Below are 17,571 nucleotides of genomic sequence, written 5' to 3'. Positions count from 1 at the left end.
CGAGCTGTGCTTCGGCGCGACACTCGACGGGGCTACGTACCCTCGGGTACATGTCAGCGACCACTCCCGCCGGCGTCCCGCTACCGCACCTGAGTCGCAGCGCCGGACGCGCCTCGGTCCCCGGCCCCGGCCAGGGCTCCCCGGGACGCGCCCGCGTGTCCGACGCCCAGCCGCACCCCTCGCCCGGCGACCGGTCACCGGGCGGCGGCTTCGGCGGCCCGGGCGGGCCCACCGGTCCCGGCGGGCCGAGGCGGCCGGGCGGGCAGGGGCCACAGTGGCGCCGGATCGGCCTGGTGGCCGGCGTGGCGGTGCTGGTGCTCGCGCTGCTCGGCGGGGCGGGCGCCTGGCTCTACACCAGCAACCTCAACGACGACCTGGCCCGCACCGACCCGTTCTCCGAGCTGACGGGCGGTCGCCCGGCCAAGGCGGTGAACGGCGCGCTGAACATCCTGCTGGTCGGCAGCGACTCGCGGGACCCGGACGCCCCGGTGGACCAGCAGAGCCAGTGGCGGGCGGACACGATCATCGTCATGCACATCCCGGCCGACCACAAGTCCGCCTACCTGGTCTCCGTCCCCCGCGACCTGTACGTGCCGATCCCCGAGAACGCCCAGTCGGAGTGCGGCACGGGCCAGCGGGGAAAGATCAACGCGGCGTTCGCGTTCGGCGGCCTGCCGCTGGCCGTGAAGACGGTGGAGTGCTTCACCGACGTGCGGATCGACCACGTGCTGGCGATCGACTTCGCCGGCTTCAAGCAGGTCACCGACGCCCTCGGCGGGGTCGACCTGAAGGTGGAGCGGTCGGTCACGTCGATCCACAAGCCGTTCCGGAAGTTCACCAAGGGCACCATGCACATGACCGGCGCCGAGGCGCTGGACTGGATCCGGCAGCGCAAGCAGTTCCCCGACGGCGACTTCGCGCGGATGCGCCACCAGCAGGAGTTCCTGAAGGCGCTGATGGACAAGGCGGCCAGCACGGGGACGCTGACCAAGCCGAAGAAGCTGAACGCTTTCCTCCAGTCGGTGACCGACGCGGTCACGGTGGACCAGGGATTCTCGCTGGTCGACATGGCATTGCAGTTCCGCAGCCTGCGCGGGGAAAACCTGATCTTCGTCACCAGCCCGAACTCGGGCAGCGACACGATCAACGGTGAGTCGGTGGTGGTCTCCGACCGGGAGAAGGCCCTGGGGATGTACAAGGCCATGACGGCGGACACGATGGCCGACTGGGTGAAGACCAACCAGCCGGCCGGCGGCACCGGTAACGGGAACTAACACACGGCACCCGTTACTTCGACGGACGTCATCGCCGGTCGGCGGTCGAACCCCCTCCCCCGGGAGGGTGACCGCCGACCGGTTGCGTCGATCTGGACGTTCGGGCAATTCCCCTAGGCGACGGCTGGGAGAACGGCAAATAATCGCGTGACGAACTCGCCTTGACGGGAAGCGGTACGTACAGTGGTCCCTCCCCCGCCCCCCGAAAACGCGAGCTGGAGCACGCATGCCGGTTCAAGCCAGCCGTCGCCCCCCGCCGCTGGAGCCCGTCGGCGCGGCCGCACGGGTCACGTCGCAGCCCCGCCGCGGCAGCAAGCGCCCCAGCCGTGGCCCCGCCAAGAAGCGCCGCCACAAGGACCCCCTCTGGGCGCGTCTCACCGTGGTCTTCGGCGCGGTGCTGATGCTGACCAGCGGCATCGCCATCGTTGGCAGCAAGGCGCTGATCGGCCAGGCCACTGGCAACATCGCCCAGGGCAACCTGCTCGGCGACGCCGGCAAGTCCGACGCCGAGGGCGGCGCGAGCCTGGACGGCCCGATCGACATGCTGCTGCTCGGCGTGGACGCCCGCGAGCGCTGGGCCGCCGACGACGTCCGGGCGGACAGCATCATCGTGCTGCACATCCCCGCCTCGCACGACCAGGCGTACATGATCTCCATCCCGCGCGACACCGAGGCGGAGATCCCGGGCCACGGCGTCACAAAGATCAACGCCGCGTTCCAGTACGGCGCCCAGAACGGGGCCGGCTGGGAGGGCGGCGCCCAGCTCATGGCTAAGACGATCAAGAAGATGACCGGGATCAGCTTCGACGGCGCGTCGATCATCAACTTCGGCGGCTTCAAGAAGATCATCGACACCCTCGGCAGCGTGCGGATCTGCGTCTCCCAGGAGGTCAAGTCGTTGCACATGTCGTACGTCGACGGCAAGCCGATGTGGAACGCGGACGCCAAGAAGACCGGCAAGCCGATGACCCAGGTGGTGCACAAGAAGGGCTGCCGGGAGATGGAGGGCTGGGCGGCGCTGGACTACTCCCGGCAGCGCAAGGGCCTGGACGGCGGCGACTACGACCGCCAGCAGAACCAGCAGCAGCTGATCAAGGCGATGGCGAGGAAGGCGACCGAGGACGGCACGCTGACCAACCCGGTGAAGCTCAACGCGCTGATGAAGGCGGCCGGTGGGGCCCTCGTGCTGGACACCGGCGGGGTGCCGATGATCGACATGATCTTCACGATGCGCGGGGTCACCGGCAACGACCTGACGATGCTGCGCACCAACGGCGGGGAGTTCCACCCCACCGCCGACGGCTCGAAGGAGACGCTCAGCCCGCAGACCCTTCAGATGTTCCAGGCGATCAAGAACGACAAGCTCGCCGAGTTCGTGTACGCCAACCCGGGCGTGCTGTCGACCCGTAAGTAGCCGTCCGGTCCGCAGTTAGCCGTCCCACCTGCGGGTAAGCCGTCCGGGCCTGCGCGAAAGCCGCCCGTCGGCCCGGCCGCCCCCATAGCCTGACGTGAGGAGGTTTCACGTTCGGCGACAGGGGGCGTCACGACCAGGTCAGGGGAAGCCGGGCGGGGGCGGCGCGAGCCGGCCCGTCGGCGCGTACCCCGGTGGAGCCGGGTGCTCCTCGGGGCCGGCCTGGCCCTCACCCTGCTGGCCGCCGCCGCGGTGGCCGGGCTCAAGATCCTGAGCCACCGGTACGAGCGCACGGTGACCCGGGAGCAACTGCTCGACCCGGATGCCCGGCGGGACCGGACCGACCTCGACGACGCGCTGAACTACCTACTGGTCGGCTCGGACCGGCGGCCCGGCGCCACCGGGGACGACCAGCGGTCGGACACCGTCCTCGTGGTGCACGTGCCGGCCGGCACGAAACGGGCGTACCTGATCTCCATTCCGCGCGACCTGCGGGTGGCCATCCCGCCCGCGCCGAACGGCTGGGGCGGCGGCAGCGACAAGATCAACGCCGCGTACGAGCACGGCGGCGGCGGCGAGGCCGGGGTCCGGCTGCTCTCGGCCACCCTCGCCCGGCTCACCGGCCTGCGCTTCGACGGGGCCGCGCTGATCGACTTCGCCGGGCTGCGGCAGGTCATCGACCTGCTCGGCGGGATCCGGATGTGCGTCGACACCGAGGTCCGCTCGATCCACACCCGGACCCTGTTCCCCGTCGGCTGCCAGCAGATGGACGGCGCCCGGGCGCTGGACTACGTCCGCCAGCGGTACGACCTGCCCGGCGGCGACTACGACCGGCAGCGCCACCAGCAGCAACTCCTGCGGGCGATGCTGGACCGGGCCGGCGAGACGAACCTGCGACGCGACCCGGTGCGGCTGGACCGGCTGATCCGGGCGGTCGGCGCGTCGCTGACCGTCGACACCAACGGGGTGCCCCTGGAGGAGTTGGCGCTCGCCCTGCGGGACCTGCCCCCGGAAGCGCTGACCGGCGTGCAGGTCCCCTCCCACCCGGAGATCATCGACGAGGTCTCCTACGTGGTGCTCGACGGCGGGGGGAACGGCCTGTTCGACGCCGCCCGCGGCGAGCGGATGCCCGACTGGGCCCAGGCCAACCCCCGGTGGATCACCCGGCTCTGACCGCGGCACAGGCCCGGTCGCATCTCTTCCGCACGTCGCCCGCCGGTTCGGTCCGGCGAGGATCTAGGCTTGGTGACCGTGTTCGGACCCCAGGTTCCCACCGTGCCCGTGACCGAGATCGCCGACGACACCTACCTGCTCGACGTACGCGAGGACGACGAGTGGACAGCCGGGCACGCGCCCGACGCCCACCACCTGCCGATGACGGAGCTACAGGCCCGCATGGCCGAGGTCCCGACCGATCGCGAGGTGGCGGTGATCTGCCGCTCCGGCGGCCGATCGGCGCAGGTGGTGGCCTACCTGATGGACAACGGCTGGGACCAGGTGCGCAACGCCGACGGCGGGATGCGTCAGTGGGCCGCCGTCGGGCGACCCGTGGTCGATACGGACGGGCGGCCGGGCCAGGTCATCTGAGAGCGACGGGCATGGATCCCCTCGTCTTCGCCCACCGTGGCTCCTCGGCCGACCTGCCGGAGCACACCCTCGCCGCGTATCTGCGGGCCCTCGACGAGGGCGCCGACGGGCTGGAGTGCGACGTCCGGCTGACCCGGGACGGCCACCTGGTCTGCGTGCACGACCGACGGCTGGACCGGACCAGCAACGGCACCGGCCTGGTCAGCGCCCGCACGCTCGCCGAGTTGGAGGCGCTGGACTTCGGCTCCTGGCACCCGGGCTGCGCCCCGTCGGACGGCGACGAGCCGCCCGACGGGTCGCACACCCGGCTGCTCACCCTGGAACGGCTGCTGGACGCCGTGCTGGACGCCGGCCGGCCGGTCCGGCTGCTGATCGAGACGAAACATCCCTCCCGGTACGGCCGGGACGTCGAGCGCCGCCTCGTGGCCCTGCTGCGCCGGTACGGCCTGGCCGAGCCCGGGGCGGACAGCCCGGTCCGGGTCACCGTGATGTCCTTCTCCCCGCTCGCCGTACGCCGCGTCCACGATCTGGCCCCCGGCCTGCCCACCGTGCTGCTGCTGGACGTGCTGCCGCGCTGGCTGCCACCCGGCCGGATGCCGGCCGGCACCCGGATCGCCGGGCCGGGGATCGGGCTGGTGCGGTCCCGCCCTCGGCTGTTGACCGCGCTGCGGGCCGCCGGCAACCAGGTGTACGTCTGGACGGTCAACGAGCCCGCCGACCTGGAACTGGTGCTCGACGCCGGAGTCGACGGGATCATCACCGACCGGCCGGCCCACGCGCTGGCCCGGCTGGGCCGATGAGTCCCCGGGGCGGGATGACCCGCTGGCTCAGCGGCGCGCGGACCCCTGAACAGCCAGGGGTGTCGATGGAAGGGTCGGCGCGGCACACTCGGGACATGCCGGAGCGCACCGACCTCGCCACTCTCATCGCCGGCCATGGCAGGGTGATCGAAATGATCAACTCTGGGGAGGCCGGACTGCCGGTCCTGAACCGGCTGCTCCAGTTGGTGCGGCCGGCCGTCGGGGCGGCCAGCACAGCGTTCGTGGAGTTCGCGCCCAAGGGCGGCCGGGTGATCGCCGCGACCGAGGGCGCCGAGTGGGCCGTCGGCCGCCCGGTGTCGCCCACCGACCCCGCCACCGTCTGCCTGCTCTCCGGCACCCGCGTCCGCGACATCCGGGTGGACCGGATCCCCGGCCCGGTCGGCGAGGAGCTTGTCGACCGGGGGCTGCGTCGGATGGTGGTCGCGCGGGCCGAGATCGGCGGGCTCACCGTCGGCACCCTGCACGCCTTCTACCTCGACCACGACGAGTCGACGGCCGCCGGGCAGCACGAGGTGATGGCGTACATCGCCGCCTGCATCGCCCACATGTACGGCGACCAGACCGGCCTGCCGGTGCACGGAGACGGCCCGGTGGTGGCGGCGCTGGCCGACGGGCTGGCCGTGGTCGACCGAAGCGGCCACGTCCGGCTGTGGAACCCGGCCGCCGCCGAGGTGACCGGCCTCTCGGCCGCCGAGGCGCTGAACCGTCCGCTGCCGTTCCCGCTCCCCCCGTCCGGTCAGGTCCTCGACCACCGGCTGCCGGACGGCCGCTGGCTGAAGATCACCTCGGGGGAGCTGCCCGGCCCGGGCGCGCTGTGGGTGGTCACCTTCCGGGACATCACCGACCAGCAGCTACGCGACCAGGACCGGGACCTCTTCGTCGCGGTCACCAGCCACGAGCTGCGCACCCCGGTCACCGTCATCAAGGGGTACGCGGACACCCTCACCGACCACTGGGACTCGCTGACCGACGTCGACCGGCGGCACGCCGCCCGGGTCATCGGGCAGCGGGCCAACGAACTGGCCCGGCTGGTCGACCGGCTGCTCACCTCCGCCACCGAGGGACGCCCCGGCGAGTCGCTGGCCCCGTTCGACCTCGGCGACGCGCTCCCGTCGGCGGTGGCGGACCTGCCCGCCGACCTGCGCCGCCGGATCGTTCTGGACGTGCCGGCCGGCCTGCCGAGGGCGGTCGGCGAGCGGCTGAGCCTGACCACGGTGCTGACCGAGCTGTGCACCAACGCCGACAAGTACTCCCCGCCCGACTCCCCGATCGAGATCGCCGCCACCGGCAACGACCAGACCGTGTCGTTCCGGGTCAGCGACCGGGGCATCGGCATCCGGCCGGAGCATGTGGAGCGGGCCTTCGACCGGTTCTGGCAGGGCGAGTCCGGCGACCGTCGGGGCTACCCGGGCGCCGGGCTCGGCCTGTACCTCGTCCGCCGGATCGTCGAGCAACAGAATGGATGGGTATCCCTCCGGCCGAGGGCAGGTGGCGGTACGGTCGCAGAGGTGCGGCTGCCGCGCGTGAGCGCGGCCGGGCCGCCGCCCGAAAGGCGTGAAGGAGCGCGGTGACCTCAGGGCCGGTCCAGCGGTCGTGGTGCGTGGTGGTGCCGCACCATCCCACCGGCGCGCGCCTGGCCCGGCACCGGTTCGCCGACGAGCTGGCCGGCCTCGTCCCCGCAGTGCTGCTGGCAGACCTGGTGGCCGTCCTGGCCGAGCTGGTCAGCAACGCGATCCGACATGCGGAACCGCTCCCCGGCGGGGTGGTCCGGGTGGCCTGGCGGCTGAGCCCGGCCCCCGGCGACGGGCACCTCGTCCAGCTCCGGGTCACCGACGGCGGGGCGGGCACCGGGCCCCGGATGCGGGCCGCCAGCCAGGACGCCGTGGACGGCCGGGGCCTGCACATCATCTCCGGCCTGGCCAGCAGCTGGGGCGTCGACCGGGACGGCCTCGGGCAGAGCGTCTGGGCCCGGTTCGACCCCGCCGGCACCCCCAGCCCGGGCCTCGTCGCCGCCGGCTGATCCCCGTCCCGCCGAGCGGGGCGGGTCGGGTCGGGTCCGCCGCCTCCGGTGCGGCCTCTAGGCTGATTCGCCGTGAGCAAGCGTCGAAAGAGCCAGCGGGCCGCCGAAGCCACCCCCAAGCGGGAAAAGGTACGGGACGTCTTCGTCCCCCGACCGTTCGAAGGGCTGATTGACGAGCCGGAGTGGATCGCGCTGCGCGAGCTGGTTCCGGCCGCGTCCGCGCCCCTGCGGCTCGTCCCCGAACTGGTCGAGGAGCACGGCGACCGAACCGTCACCCTGGCCACCGTGCTGCCCATGGCGGCTCCGGCGATGACGAAGGCCGACGGCCGGGTCTTCGTCGGTCTCCAGCGCCACCAGCAGTCCGGCGACGTCTCCCGGGACCTGGCCGAGGCGCTGCTCTGCGCGCTGCGCGGCGAGCCCGGCAAGCCGGTCACGGTGCCGCCGCTGCCGGGCCTCGGCCCCCGGCTCCAGGACATCCTGGTCGACGGGCCGCTGGACATCACCATGCACGAGGGCTTCGAGTTCTGGCTCGACCCGGGGGCCGCCAGCGACCCGACCGTCCAGGCCTCGCTGGAGCGGGCCAACACGGCGATCTACCCGACCGTGCGGCTCGCCGCGGCGCGGGCCGCGTACTGGTGCCAGGTGCCGGAGAAGGCGCACGTGCGTTGGGTGCTCCCGGACGACGAGGACGCCGCCCTGGACGCGCTGGCCCGGCTGAGCGCTGCGGGCACGCTGCCCCTCGCCGGGAACACGAAGTTCGCCGGCATGCTCCGCGCTCACGGCCGCCTCGTGCCCGTCTGGGACCTGCCCGAGGACGTCCCGGCCGTCGAGTGGGAGGAGCCGGTGACCGAGTTCGCCAAGCGTTACGCCGAGGCCCTGGCAACCGGCGAGCCGCTGGACGCGGCGGGCCGGCGGGCCCGGCACGGCCTGCTCGGCCGTCAGCTCACCCTCCGCTGAGTCGCCCACACCGGGCGTCGGAAGGGCCCCTGTCGACGCCTGGCGTGGGCAGGGGCCCCTGCCCTACCGGTTCAGGGGTTCGCGGACCAGGGGGCAGGACATGCACCTCGGGCCGCCCCGGCCGGAGCCCAGCTCGGAGCCGGCGATCGGGATGACCTCGATGCCGGCCCGTTCGAGCTGGGCGTTGGTGCCGGTGTTGCGTTCGTAGCCGACGCACAGCCGCGGGGCCAGCGCGAGGGTGTTGTTGCCGTCGTCCCACTGTTCCCGCTCGGCGGTGACCGGGTCGAGGCCGGTGTCGATGACCCGGAGCTGGTCGAGGTCCATCGCGTCGGCGGCGGCACGCAGGAACGGCGCGGGCCCGTCCACCTGCAGCTCGCCGTCCGGCCCGGCCACCACCGTGTACGCGGCCAGGGTGCTCGCCACGTTCGCGTACATCAGCACGGCGTCGACGTCGACCATCGTGCAGATCGTGTCCAGGTGCATGGTGGCCCGTTCCTGGGCGATCGGGACGACCAGGATGGTGTGTGCCAGCCCGGCGGCGAAGACCCGCCGGCCGAGCCGTTCCGCCCCGGCGGGCGTGGTCCGCTCGCCCACCCCGACCGCCAACACCCCGGGGGCCAGCAGCAGCACGTCGCCGCCCTCCAGGTGCTCCAGCCCTGGCTCGTAGACGAACTCCGTGCCGACGAAGCGCGGATGGTGCCGGTAGATCGCGTCGGTGAGGGTGGTCTCCCGGCGACGGGCCGGCATGGCCAGGCTGGTCACCCCGACGCGGTCCCCGATCCACAGTGAGGAGTCCCGGGTGAACAACAGGTTGGGCAGCGGGTCGATGACGAACTCGTGCCGGTCCATCAGGGCGTAGACCAGCCCGCCCGGCCGCTCCTGGCTGATCCGCAGCTCCTCGTGGGCGAGCCCGGCGATGAGCACGTCGGAGAGGGCGGCCGGGTCGAGGTAGGCGAGGTGGTCGGCGACCCGGCGGCGCAGGGTGTCGCCGAGCCGGGGCGAGCTGAGCACCTGCTCGGTCAGTTCGGCGCGGGCCTCGCTGACGGCCAGCGTCTCGGCCAGTAGGGTGGCGAGGTGGAGCACCTCCACCCCGCGTTCGCGCAGGGCGGAGGCGAAGGCGTCATGCTCCTCCTGCGCCCTTCCCACCCATGGGATAGCGTCGAAGAGGAGCGAGTCGTTGTTGCGCGGGGTGAGTCGGGCCAGCTCCGGCCCGGGTCGGTGCAGCAGCACCGTGCCGAGGCGGCCGACTTCGCTGTCCACGTAGTGGGTCACACGGCCAAGGGTAGGGCAGGGTTTGGCGGCATCCGATAAAACATCTGGGGATGAATATGGCATTCATCCACACTCACTCCGGCGCTCCGACTTGCCGGGTACCCGGTATGTCGACGTAGGGTAGTGAGGACATAACTTCGAGGGACCTTTTGCCGGAGGTCGCGATGACTGTCTTTCCCGCACGCCGAGCCGCACCCACCTCGCGGGCACTGCCGCCCGTGTCGGTGCCGCACCCCCGCGCCGAGGCGCCGGGGGCGCTCGAGCCTATCCGTCCGAGCCCTCTGGAATGGGCTCGTCGACGGCGCGCCGAGCGAGGTGCCCGCCGGTTGGAGGCAGCCGGGGCGCGGGCCCTCGGCCGGCTCGACCACCTCGGGCCGGCCTGGCACGTCATCGAGTGGCCCCGCTCGGACAATTCAGACCTTCTCCTCGACCAGGGGCAGGACGAACGGGCCGGGTTCCTCGCGATCGGCCCGAGCGGCCTGTTCGCGGTGACCATCGCCGACCACGGCCGGGCCCGGGTGCTGGTGGCGGGGGACGTCGTACAGATCAACGGCAAGCGCCCGGCCTATGTGGCCGAGACCCGCCGGGACGCCAAGCGGGCGAGCAAGGCGCTCTCCGCGGCCGTCGGGCTGCCGATCCCGGTGACGCCGGTGCTGACCTTCGTCGGTTCCGGCGTCATCAGCGTGTACGGCCTGCCGAAGGACTGCCTGATGGCCACCCACCGCGAGCTGGACCGCCTGCTCGTTGCCGGTGGCAACCGGATCAGCCCCGCCACCGCCGACAAGCTGGCCCGGGTCGCGCAGCACCCCGGCACCTGGATGAACGGCACGTACCGCCCCGCCGCCGACTACCGGTGGTACGACGACGGCCGAACGGCGGCTGACAAGCCGGCCAACCGCCGGTAACGTCTCCGGCGACGCCACGCGGTCCGGTCACCACCCGGAGCACCGGCCGCGCCGTCGCCGGCCGGGTCAGGGCGACCCGATCACCGGCGGCCTGGGGGCTGAAGCGCGGTCGGCGGTCCCCGCGACAACCGGTCAGCGTGGACAGACCGTCGGTGTAAATAGGAGGCGCGGTGGCCCACGTCGAACTCTCGATCTCGGAAGTGTTCGTGCCCGCCGCTCGGACACCGCCAGAGCAGGAGTCCGACAATTTCGGCCAGTGGTCCGCCACCGTGTCCCACGCCGCCGAGCCCTGCCTGCTGATCGACGCCGACACCCGCGTCGTCGCGGTCTCCTCGGCCGGCTGCGAACTGCTCTGCCTGTGCTGCCCCGAGGACGTGATCGGCCTCCCGCTGCTCGACGGGTGCCTGCGCCTGCTCGACTTCACCGCGAACCGGGGCGAACTGACCGAGCAGGACACCGACAAGATTCCGCCGCTGCTCGCCCTGCACTCGGGGCGCCTCGCCCGAGGGCTGCTCCGGGTCCAGGCTTCGACGGCGGGGCGGTCGGACGCGACGGTGGACGCCATCTCCACGCCGGTGCTGGCCCACGGCGAGGTGGCCGGGTCGCTCACCTTCTTCTCCGAGATCTGATCCGCCCATCGCCGTCCTGAACTGCACGAATGTGGCGCTCGCCGCACCCTTCGTCGCTGGGTCGGACCGGCGCCCAGGCCGTAGGGTGCCCTCATGCTCGATGTCGCTCTGCTGCCGGGGGAGTACGCGGTGTGCCGGCTGACCGCCGGTTCCGCCGTCCGGCCCGACCTGTGGGGCGACCTGGGCGACGGCGAGGTGGTCAGCGTGAGTTGGTCCGCCGACGGGGTCTCGGTGATCTGCCCCGCGTCCCGCGCCCCGGCCGAGGCCGAGACCGACTGGCGGTGCCTGCGGGTCGTCGGGCCCCTCGGCAAGCCGGTGACCGGCACCCTGGCCGCGCTGGTCGCCCCGCTGGCCGAGGCACGGGTCAACGTGGTGGCGTTCTCGACCTACGACACGGACCACGTGCTGGTCCCTGCCGTGCGGCTGGACGAGGCGACCGCCACGTTGCGCCGGGCCGGCCACCGCCTCCTCGGCTGACGATCCGCGCCGCCGCTCTTCACCTGCGCGCCTGCGGCTCCTACGATGGGCACGGCCACCCGGCCGTCACGATGCTCTTCGATGCAAGGATCGGCTCGTGCCGCCCACCGCACCGTCCCGTACCGCACCCCGCCGGCCGCCCCGCCCGGCCGTGCTGCTCGCCGTCGTGTCCCTCGCCCTCGCATCCACGGGGTGCGGCACGCCGCCGGAGCTACGCCGGCCGGCCCCGGCGCCGACCGCCACGGCCGGCGCCTCCGCCAGCCCGACCACGCCCGCCACCGCGACCGTCCCACCGGTCCCGGTCCCCCCGTCGCCGGCCGTCCCTTCGCCCACCGCCGGCCCCGACCTGGTCGCCACCGCCTGCCGCGAGGGCCCGTCCGGGGATCGGGTGATCACACTGTTGCGGGGCTCGGCCGACGTGCTGCCCCGGGCCGTCGGGGTGCGGGTGCGCATCGGCCCGCTCTGCGCCGGGGACTGGCAGTACACGGTGCTCAGGGTGACCGGGCACGAGGAGCTCCAGGTGGTCACCCGGGGCCGGCCGGGCGCGCTGGAGCTGGTCACCGCCGGCACCGACGTCTGCACCATCGAGGTACGGGTGGCCGGGCCGACCGGTATCCGGACGCTCGCCTGCGACGCCGTACCGGGTGCGTAGGCTGGGCGACATGCCCGGAACACCACCCACCCGCTTCGTCTACCTCGGCCCCGAGGGCACCTTCGCCGAGCAGGCGCTGCGCACCGTGCCCGCCGCCGAACACGGCACCCGCACGCCCGCCCGCAGCGTCGGCGAGGCGCTGGAAGGCGTCCGGGCGGGGGACGCCGACGCGGCCCTGGTCCCGCTGGAGAACTCGATCGGCGGCGCGGTCGGGGTGACCCTGGACGAGCTGGCCGAGGGCGAGCCCCTGGTGATCACTCGGGAGGTGATCCTGCCGGTCGAGTTCGTGCTCGGCGCCCGCCAGGGGACGTCCCTGGCGGCGATCCGGTCGGTGGCCGCCCACCCGCAGGCGTCCACCCAGTGCCGTGGCTGGCTGCGCACGTACCTGCCGGACGCCGTCGTGGTCGACGTGCTCTCCAACGGGGCCGCCGCGGCCGGCGCGGCGGGTGGCGGGTACGACGCGGCGATCTGCGCCCCCATCGGGGCGGCCCGGCACCGGCTGGCCGTGCTGGCCGACAAGATCGCCGACCACGCCGACGCCGTGACCCGGTTCGCCCTGCTGTCCCGCCCCGGCCCGCCGCCGCCCCCCACCGGGGACGACGTGACGTCGTTGGCCGTCTACATCGCCCACGACCGGGTGGGCGCCCTGCTGTCGGTCCTGATGGAGCTGGCCGTGCGCGGGGTCAACCTGACCCGGATCGAGTCCCGACCGACCGGCGAGGCGCTGGGCCGGTACGTCTTCTTCCTCGACTGCACCGGCCATGTGGCCGACATCCGGCTCGGGGAGGCGCTGCGAGGGCTGCGCCGGGTCTGCGCGGACGTGCGCTTCCTCGGCTCGTACCCCCGGCACCGCTGGGCCGACGGGGCGGGCGAGCGGCCGATCCCCGCGCCGGCCGGCCTCTCGGACGCCGACTACGCCGACGCGGCGGCCTGGCTGGCCCGGCTGCGTGCCGGCGAGCTGAACTGAGACCGGGGTGCCCGGTTGTGGCGGGCACCCCGGCCCGGTCAGCTCAGCAGGCCACCGAGCAGGCCGCCCTGCTGCTCCTGGGCGCCGCTGCCGGCGACCGGCGGCTCCTCGGAGGGCTGCACCACCACGAAGCCCTGCCCGGCGAAGCTCATCGTGAACGCCTCGCCGGTGGTGCGGCCCAGCAGCGAGCCCAGGCCGAACTGCTCGGCCCGGTGGTAGCCGGTCTGGAGGTTGGCCGACCAGCAGACGGCTGCCTGCGGGTCGACGTACGTCGGCGCGTCGACGTTGAGCACCACCGGGGTGCCCTTCGTGGTGATCGCGATCCGGCCGTGGCCGGTGAAGACGCAGTTGAACAGGCCGGACGAGGAGGCCATCCCGGCGCCGCCGACCATCTTGATGTCGTACTGGAGGGTGGAGTCGAAGGCCAGCACGCTGGAGCCGTTGATGGACAACGCGTCGCCCGGCTCCAGGTCGACGATGTGCACGTCCTTGGCCAGCTCGGCGAGGAAGACGTCGCCCCGGCCGCTGAGCTTCATCAGCGGGACGCCCTCGCCGGTGAGCTTCTGCTTGAGGAACTTGCCCAGGCCGCCGGAGCCGAGCGCCTGGAACTGCACCTGGCCCTGGTAGGCGACCATCGACCCGACCCGGGCCATCGCCTCGCCGTTGAGCTCGATCTTCAACATCTTGGAGTTCTGCAGCCGCATGCCGGGCTGGGCGGACTCCTTCTCCAGATTCTCTGCGGAGAACAGCGCGCTGCGCATGGAAGTGCCTCCTGAGTCGGGGTGTTCTGCTCGGAGGGTAGGGGACCAGCGCAACCGGCGGGATCGGCCGAGCGGGGTTGCCGGACCGGACCGGTGACCTCGCCAGCGGGCGGGCGCCGGGGTGGATCTCAGCCCCAGCCGAGGTCGTGCAGCCGGTCGTCGTCGATGCCGAAATGGTGGGCGATCTCGTGCACCACGGTCACCGCCACCTCGTCGACGACGTCCTCCTCGGTGTCGCAGATCCGCAGGATGGGTCGGCGGTAGATGAAGATCCGGTCCGGCAGGACCCCGGAGTAGTCCCAGCCCCGGTCGGTGAGCGCGTGCCCCTCGTAGAGGCCGAGCAGGTCATCTTCGCCCGGGGGCGGGTCGTCCTCGACCAGGATCACCACGTTGCTCATCAGCCCGAGCAGTTCCTCGGGCACCTCGTCGAGGGCGTCGCCGACCAGTTCCTCGAAGCGTTCCCGACTCATCTCCACCGCCACGCCCCCATTCTTCCCGAGCCGCCACGCCCCGCCGAGCCCAAGATCCGGCCCGGGACGCGGAGGCCCCCATCCTGGTCGGACGGGGACCTCCGCGACGGGCGGGCGCGGTGCGCCGGAGGGATCAGGAGGCCAGGCGGGCGGTGAGGCTGATCTGGGCGCCAGGAGAGAGCAGGCGCGAGATGGGGCAGTTCTCCTTGGCCGTCTCGGCCAGCTTGGTGAACTGGACCTCGTCGAGGCCCGGCGCCTGGCCGACCGTCTCCAGGTCGATCCGGGTGACGGTCATCCCCGCGTCGGTCTTGTCGAAGTGCACCTTGGCGGCGGTCTCCACCCAGGTGCCGGTGACGCCGGCGTCGGCGAGCTGCTTGGAGAACGCCATCGAGAAGCAGGCGGAGTGGGCGGCCCCGATCAGCTCCTCGGGGTTGGTCCCCTCGCCCTCCTCGAAGCGCGACTTGAAGGAGTAGTTCCCCTGGAGCCCGCCCTTGCCGGTGCGGACCGTGCCGGAACCCTCGGTGAGATCGCCCTGCCAGCGTGCGGATGCGGTACGGATAGGCATGCACCGACGCTAACCGAAAGCCGGGCGGCGGGCGAGCGACTGCGTCCGATCGGATCCGGTCCCCGGGAGGGCGGCCCCGGTTCCCGGCCGTGCGGTGTCGGCTGTGTCATGATTCGGCTCAGGCCCGCGAGCGGTGGAGAGGTGGCCGATGTCCCAGGATCTCCCCATCCCTCGGCAGGACACCCGGTCCGACGGCACCGCCGTCGTGGAGTGGGGCGGGCCCGAACCCACGCCTCCGCGGCGGGTCGGCCGGCCGCTGGCCGGGCTGGGGCGGGACCGGCGGCTGCCGCTGCTACCGGCCGGTCTCGGCGTGGCGGCGGCCTTCGCCTCCCTGGTCGGCGAGTGGATGGTGCTGACCGTGCCGAACGGTGGCCCCACGGGCAACACCATGTTGCGGGTGCCGGGCGGAGTGTCCGACATCGGCGGGTTCGGGGTGGGCTACCTGATGGGGCTCCTCGCGCTGGCCGCAGCGGTGGCCCTGGCCCTGCGGGGCACACCCGCCGTGCGGCACAACGCGCGGGTGGCCGGCCTCGCCCTGGCGGCGGCCCTGCTCGGCGTCCTGGTCGCCACGGCTTTCTCGCTCGACGACTCCGGCCAACGCACCTTCTTCTACTCAACCGAGGACGGATTCCGGGTCGAGTACGGCCGGGGCCTGGTGATGGCCTTCGCGGCCTGTGCGCTGCTGGCCGCGGCGCTGCACCTCGCCGGTCGGCTGCCGGCCCCCGGCCCGCCCGGCCGGGAGGCCGCCCCGGTCGACGGGGCCGAGCCGGCGGACCCGGAGCCCGAGCCGGAGCCGGGCCGCTGGGGCTCGCGGGGCGACACGCCCCGGTCGGGCCGCGGCGCCGACCTGCCGCCCGCGCCGGCGGACCTCACCGTCCAGAGCACGCAGCCGTTCGCCCGCCCCGAACCGCCCGCCTGACACCCGCCCCGGCCGCCGGGGCCCGGTGACCCGCACGCCGGCCCCGCCCGGCCCCCGCCGGACGGCGGGCGGGCACACCGGGCGGGCGTCCATCGGGGTGCCGGGCCGGTTCACCGGGAAGCCCCGCTGCGACCTGCGTGGCGAGGTACGGTTGCTGCCCGCCGTCACTCCCGGTCGAGGCACCGACGACCGAACGAACGGACCGGTGCGACGGCGGCGGGCGAAGGAGGAACGATGACCCGCCCGGGACTGCCCAAGCTGGTCGCCACCGACCTCGACGGGACTCTGGTCCGCAGCGACGAGACCGTCTCCGCGTACACGCACGAGGTGCTCGACCGGGTGCGGGCCGCCGGCATCCCCGTGGTCTGCGCGACCGGACGGGGGCCCCGGCTGACCGAGCTGACCCGCAACGACATCCGCGCCGCCGACTTCCTGGTGATGGCCGGCGGGGGCCGGGTGGTCGACCAAAGCGACCCGGCCGGCCCGCTGGTGCTGCGCGACGAGCGGCTCTCCGGCGCGGTGCTGGCCCGACTGGTCGCCGACCTGGAGAACGTGGTCGGCCCGCTCACCGTGATGGTCGAGGCGTCCGACGAGCACGACGCCCCGCTCTGGGGCGACTACCACCCGAGCTGGCCGTACCCGGACCGGTTCGAGGCCCGGACCCGCGCCGAGTGTCTCTCCGGCGACGTGATCAAGGCGTTCGCCCGCACCGCCGGACACCACGTGGACGCGTTGTTGGAGACCGCCCGCCGGATCATCCCGGCGGAGGTCGCCTCGTTGACCCAGGCCGGGCTCGGCTTCATCGAGATCTGCCCGCCCGGGGTCGACAAGGCGTCCGGGCTGACCGTGGTGGCGCAGCGGCTCGGGGTGGACCCGGCCGAGGTGCTGGTCTTCGGCGACATGCCCAACGACCTGCCGATGTTCGCGTGGGCCGGATGGGGCCGGGTGGCCGTCTCCAACGCCCACCCGACGGTCCGGGCCGCCTCCGACGAGGTGACCCTGCGCAACGACGACGACGGAGTCGCGGTCTACCTGGACCGACTACTCTCCCGTTGATGGGAGAGACACCTCGGCTGGTCGCCACTGACATCGACGGCACGCTGCTCGGCGACGACCGCACGATCAGCCCACGCACCCGGGACGCGCTGGCCCGGATGTCCGCGCGGGGCATCCCGGTCGTGCTGGTCACCGGTCGCCCGCTCCGCTGGCTCTCCCTGGTGTACGAGCAGCTCGCCGAGCCGCTGCCGGCGATCTGCGCGAACGGCGCCGTGGTGTACGACCCGGTGACCGACGAGGTGCTGCGGGCCGACCCGCTCGCCCCGGAACTGCTCGCCGAGGTGGCCCGCCGGCTGCGCGCCGAGGTGCCCGGGGTGAGCTTCGCCGTGGAGATCGTCGACAGCCGGGAGATGCGGCACGAGGCGGGCTACCCCCTGCGCTGGGACGCCGACGCCGAGGCGATCCGGGCGATCACCTCGCCCGAGGAGCTGTGCTCGGTGCCGGCGGTGAAGCTGCTGGCCCGGGCCGGGGAGCAGGATCCGGACCTGTTCGTCCAGGTGGTCGCCGGGGCGCTGCGCGGGCTGGCCGAGGCGACCCACTCGTCGTACACGGGGCTGGTGGAGATATCGGCGGCCGGGGTGACCAAGGCCGCCGGCCTGGCCTGGCACTGCGCCCGGGCGGGCATCGAACAGCGGGACGTGCTGGCCTTCGGCGACATGCCCAACGACGTGCCGATGCTGACCTGGGCGGGGCGGGGGGTGGCGGTCGCCAACGCGCACCCCGCCGTCCTGGAGATCGCCGACGAGGTCACCTCGGCGAACTCGGAGGACGGCGTGGCCGCGTACCTGGAGAAGGTCTTCGGGGTGGGGTGAGCCGCGGGCCGCGGAC

General features: G+C 73.3%; 20 protein-coding genes. 16 read left to right on the top strand and 4 right to left on the bottom strand.

What is annotated here, in order from left to right:
• The first annotated feature begins 50 nt into the window (after positions 1-50).
• The 8 genes from ACFYZF_RS19435 (at position 51) to ACFYZF_RS19400 (ending at position 8,070) form a co-directional block, all read left to right on the top strand.
• Positions 51-1,274 carry an LCP family protein gene (locus ACFYZF_RS19435; protein WP_387022545.1) on the top strand — a complete coding sequence of 408 codons (1,224 nt, stop codon included), beginning with the start codon at positions 51-53 and terminating at the stop codon, positions 1,272-1,274.
• 226 nt (positions 1,275-1,500) lie between these two features.
• Complete coding sequence (locus ACFYZF_RS19430) at positions 1,501-2,688, top strand: LCP family protein (RefSeq protein WP_387022542.1); 1,188 nt, start codon at positions 1,501-1,503, stop codon at positions 2,686-2,688.
• A 231-nt stretch (positions 2,689-2,919) separates the two neighbouring features.
• Positions 2,920-3,858: an LCP family protein gene (locus tag ACFYZF_RS19425; RefSeq protein ID WP_387022789.1), complete on the top strand. Its 939-nt coding sequence runs from the start codon at positions 2,920-2,922 to the stop codon at positions 3,856-3,858.
• 78 nt (positions 3,859-3,936) lie between these two features.
• Positions 3,937-4,272 (top strand): rhodanese-like domain-containing protein, encoded by a 336-nt coding sequence (locus ACFYZF_RS19420; RefSeq protein ID WP_387022539.1) that lies wholly within the window; start codon positions 3,937-3,939, stop codon positions 4,270-4,272.
• An 11-nt stretch (positions 4,273-4,283) separates the two neighbouring features.
• A complete protein-coding gene (locus ACFYZF_RS19415) occupies positions 4,284-5,072 on the top strand; it encodes a glycerophosphodiester phosphodiesterase (RefSeq protein WP_387022536.1) in 789 nt (262 codons plus the stop codon).
• Positions 5,073-5,167: 95 nt separating this feature from the next.
• Complete coding sequence (locus tag ACFYZF_RS19410) at positions 5,168-6,664, top strand: ATP-binding protein (RefSeq protein WP_387022533.1); 1,497 nt, start codon at positions 5,168-5,170, stop codon at positions 6,662-6,664.
• A gap of 29 nt (positions 6,665-6,693) precedes the next feature.
• Positions 6,694-7,113 (top strand): ATP-binding protein, encoded by a 420-nt coding sequence (locus ACFYZF_RS19405; protein WP_387022787.1) that lies wholly within the window; start codon positions 6,694-6,696, stop codon positions 7,111-7,113.
• Between the two features lie 72 nt (positions 7,114-7,185).
• Positions 7,186-8,070 carry a DUF5926 family protein gene (locus tag ACFYZF_RS19400; RefSeq protein WP_387022530.1) on the top strand — a complete coding sequence of 295 codons (885 nt, stop codon included), beginning with the start codon at positions 7,186-7,188 and terminating at the stop codon, positions 8,068-8,070.
• A gap of 63 nt (positions 8,071-8,133) precedes the next feature.
• Here the strand turns inward: ACFYZF_RS19400 and ACFYZF_RS19395 are convergent, their stop codons facing one another.
• Complete coding sequence (locus ACFYZF_RS19395; RefSeq protein WP_387022528.1) at positions 8,134-9,342, bottom strand: arginine deiminase; 1,209 nt, start codon at positions 9,340-9,342, stop codon at positions 8,134-8,136.
• A 164-nt stretch (positions 9,343-9,506) separates the two neighbouring features.
• Between ACFYZF_RS19395 and ACFYZF_RS19390 the strand changes: the two genes are divergently transcribed.
• From ACFYZF_RS19390 to pheA, 5 genes are all read left to right on the top strand, one after another.
• Positions 9,507-10,247, top strand: a complete 741-nt coding sequence (locus tag ACFYZF_RS19390) for a hypothetical protein (RefSeq protein WP_387022525.1) — start codon at positions 9,507-9,509, stop codon at positions 10,245-10,247.
• Between the two features lie 170 nt (positions 10,248-10,417).
• On the top strand, positions 10,418-10,876 hold the full coding sequence (locus ACFYZF_RS19385) for a PAS domain-containing protein (protein WP_387022523.1): 459 nt from the start codon (positions 10,418-10,420) through the stop codon (positions 10,874-10,876).
• Between the two features lie 93 nt (positions 10,877-10,969).
• Positions 10,970-11,353 carry an ACT domain-containing protein gene (locus ACFYZF_RS19380; RefSeq protein WP_387022520.1) on the top strand — a complete coding sequence of 128 codons (384 nt, stop codon included), beginning with the start codon at positions 10,970-10,972 and terminating at the stop codon, positions 11,351-11,353.
• Between the two features lie 97 nt (positions 11,354-11,450).
• Positions 11,451-12,005, top strand: a complete 555-nt coding sequence (locus ACFYZF_RS19375; RefSeq protein ID WP_387022517.1) for a hypothetical protein — start codon at positions 11,451-11,453, stop codon at positions 12,003-12,005.
• Between the two features lie 10 nt (positions 12,006-12,015).
• Positions 12,016-12,972 (top strand): prephenate dehydratase, encoded by a 957-nt coding sequence (gene pheA, locus ACFYZF_RS19370; RefSeq protein WP_387022514.1) that lies wholly within the window; start codon positions 12,016-12,018, stop codon positions 12,970-12,972.
• 38 nt (positions 12,973-13,010) lie between these two features.
• On the opposite strand, the gene ACFYZF_RS19365 is transcribed toward pheA, so the two are convergent.
• The 3 genes from ACFYZF_RS19365 to ACFYZF_RS19355 form a co-directional block, all read right to left on the bottom strand.
• Positions 13,011-13,733 carry an AIM24 family protein gene (locus tag ACFYZF_RS19365; protein ID WP_387022512.1) on the bottom strand — a complete coding sequence of 241 codons (723 nt, stop codon included), beginning with the start codon at positions 13,731-13,733 and terminating at the stop codon, positions 13,011-13,013.
• A 128-nt stretch (positions 13,734-13,861) separates the two neighbouring features.
• Positions 13,862-14,209 (bottom strand): metallopeptidase family protein, encoded by a 348-nt coding sequence (locus tag ACFYZF_RS19360; RefSeq protein ID WP_387022785.1) that lies wholly within the window; start codon positions 14,207-14,209, stop codon positions 13,862-13,864.
• A gap of 127 nt (positions 14,210-14,336) precedes the next feature.
• Positions 14,337-14,768: an OsmC family protein gene (locus tag ACFYZF_RS19355; RefSeq protein ID WP_387022509.1), complete on the bottom strand. Its 432-nt coding sequence runs from the start codon at positions 14,766-14,768 to the stop codon at positions 14,337-14,339.
• Between the two features lie 148 nt (positions 14,769-14,916).
• Here ACFYZF_RS19355 and ACFYZF_RS19350 point away from each other — a divergent pair, with 148 nt between their 5' ends.
• From ACFYZF_RS19350 to ACFYZF_RS19340, 3 genes are all read left to right on the top strand, one after another.
• The gene (locus ACFYZF_RS19350) at positions 14,917-15,687 is read left to right on the top strand and encodes a hypothetical protein (protein ID WP_387022506.1); all 771 of its coding nucleotides are present in this window, start codon (positions 14,917-14,919) and stop codon (positions 15,685-15,687) included.
• Between the two features lie 234 nt (positions 15,688-15,921).
• Positions 15,922-16,743, top strand: coding sequence for an HAD family hydrolase (locus ACFYZF_RS19345; RefSeq protein ID WP_387022504.1), 822 nt, complete (start codon positions 15,922-15,924; stop codon positions 16,741-16,743).
• On the top strand, positions 16,743-17,555 hold the full coding sequence (locus tag ACFYZF_RS19340) for an HAD family hydrolase (protein WP_387022501.1): 813 nt from the start codon (positions 16,743-16,745) through the stop codon (positions 17,553-17,555). The genes ACFYZF_RS19345 and ACFYZF_RS19340 overlap by 1 nt, the downstream gene beginning before the upstream one ends.
• Positions 17,556-17,571: the final 16 nt, after the last annotated feature.

It is taken from the genome of Micromonospora sp. NPDC001898 (genome assembly GCF_042891255.1).
Taxonomy (GTDB): domain Bacteria; phylum Actinomycetota; class Actinomycetes; order Mycobacteriales; family Micromonosporaceae; genus Micromonospora.
This window is presented reverse-complemented; position numbering and strand designations above follow the sequence as displayed.

Coding starts and splice junctions, on each gene's coding strand:
- ACFYZF_RS19435 (WP_387022545.1), top strand. CDS start 51: ATGTCAGCGACCACTCCCGCCGGCGTCCCGCTACCGCACCTGAGTCGC.
- ACFYZF_RS19430 (WP_387022542.1), top strand. CDS start 1,501: ATGCCGGTTCAAGCCAGCCGTCGCCCCCCGCCGCTGGAGCCCGTCGGC.
- ACFYZF_RS19415 (WP_387022536.1), top strand. CDS start 4,284: ATGGATCCCCTCGTCTTCGCCCACCGTGGCTCCTCGGCCGACCTGCCG.
- ACFYZF_RS19410 (WP_387022533.1), top strand. CDS start 5,168: ATGCCGGAGCGCACCGACCTCGCCACTCTCATCGCCGGCCATGGCAGG.
- ACFYZF_RS19390 (WP_387022525.1), top strand. CDS start 9,507: ATGACTGTCTTTCCCGCACGCCGAGCCGCACCCACCTCGCGGGCACTG.
- ACFYZF_RS19380 (WP_387022520.1), top strand. CDS start 10,970: ATGCTCGATGTCGCTCTGCTGCCGGGGGAGTACGCGGTGTGCCGGCTG.
- pheA (WP_387022514.1), top strand. CDS start 12,016: ATGCCCGGAACACCACCCACCCGCTTCGTCTACCTCGGCCCCGAGGGC.
- ACFYZF_RS19365 (WP_387022512.1), bottom strand. CDS start 13,733: ATGCGCAGCGCGCTGTTCTCCGCAGAGAATCTGGAGAAGGAGTCCGCC.
- ACFYZF_RS19355 (WP_387022509.1), bottom strand. CDS start 14,768: ATGCCTATCCGTACCGCATCCGCACGCTGGCAGGGCGATCTCACCGAG.
- ACFYZF_RS19350 (WP_387022506.1), top strand. CDS start 14,917: ATGTCCCAGGATCTCCCCATCCCTCGGCAGGACACCCGGTCCGACGGC.
- ACFYZF_RS19345 (WP_387022504.1), top strand. CDS start 15,922: ATGACCCGCCCGGGACTGCCCAAGCTGGTCGCCACCGACCTCGACGGG.
- ACFYZF_RS19340 (WP_387022501.1), top strand. CDS start 16,743: ATGGGAGAGACACCTCGGCTGGTCGCCACTGACATCGACGGCACGCTG.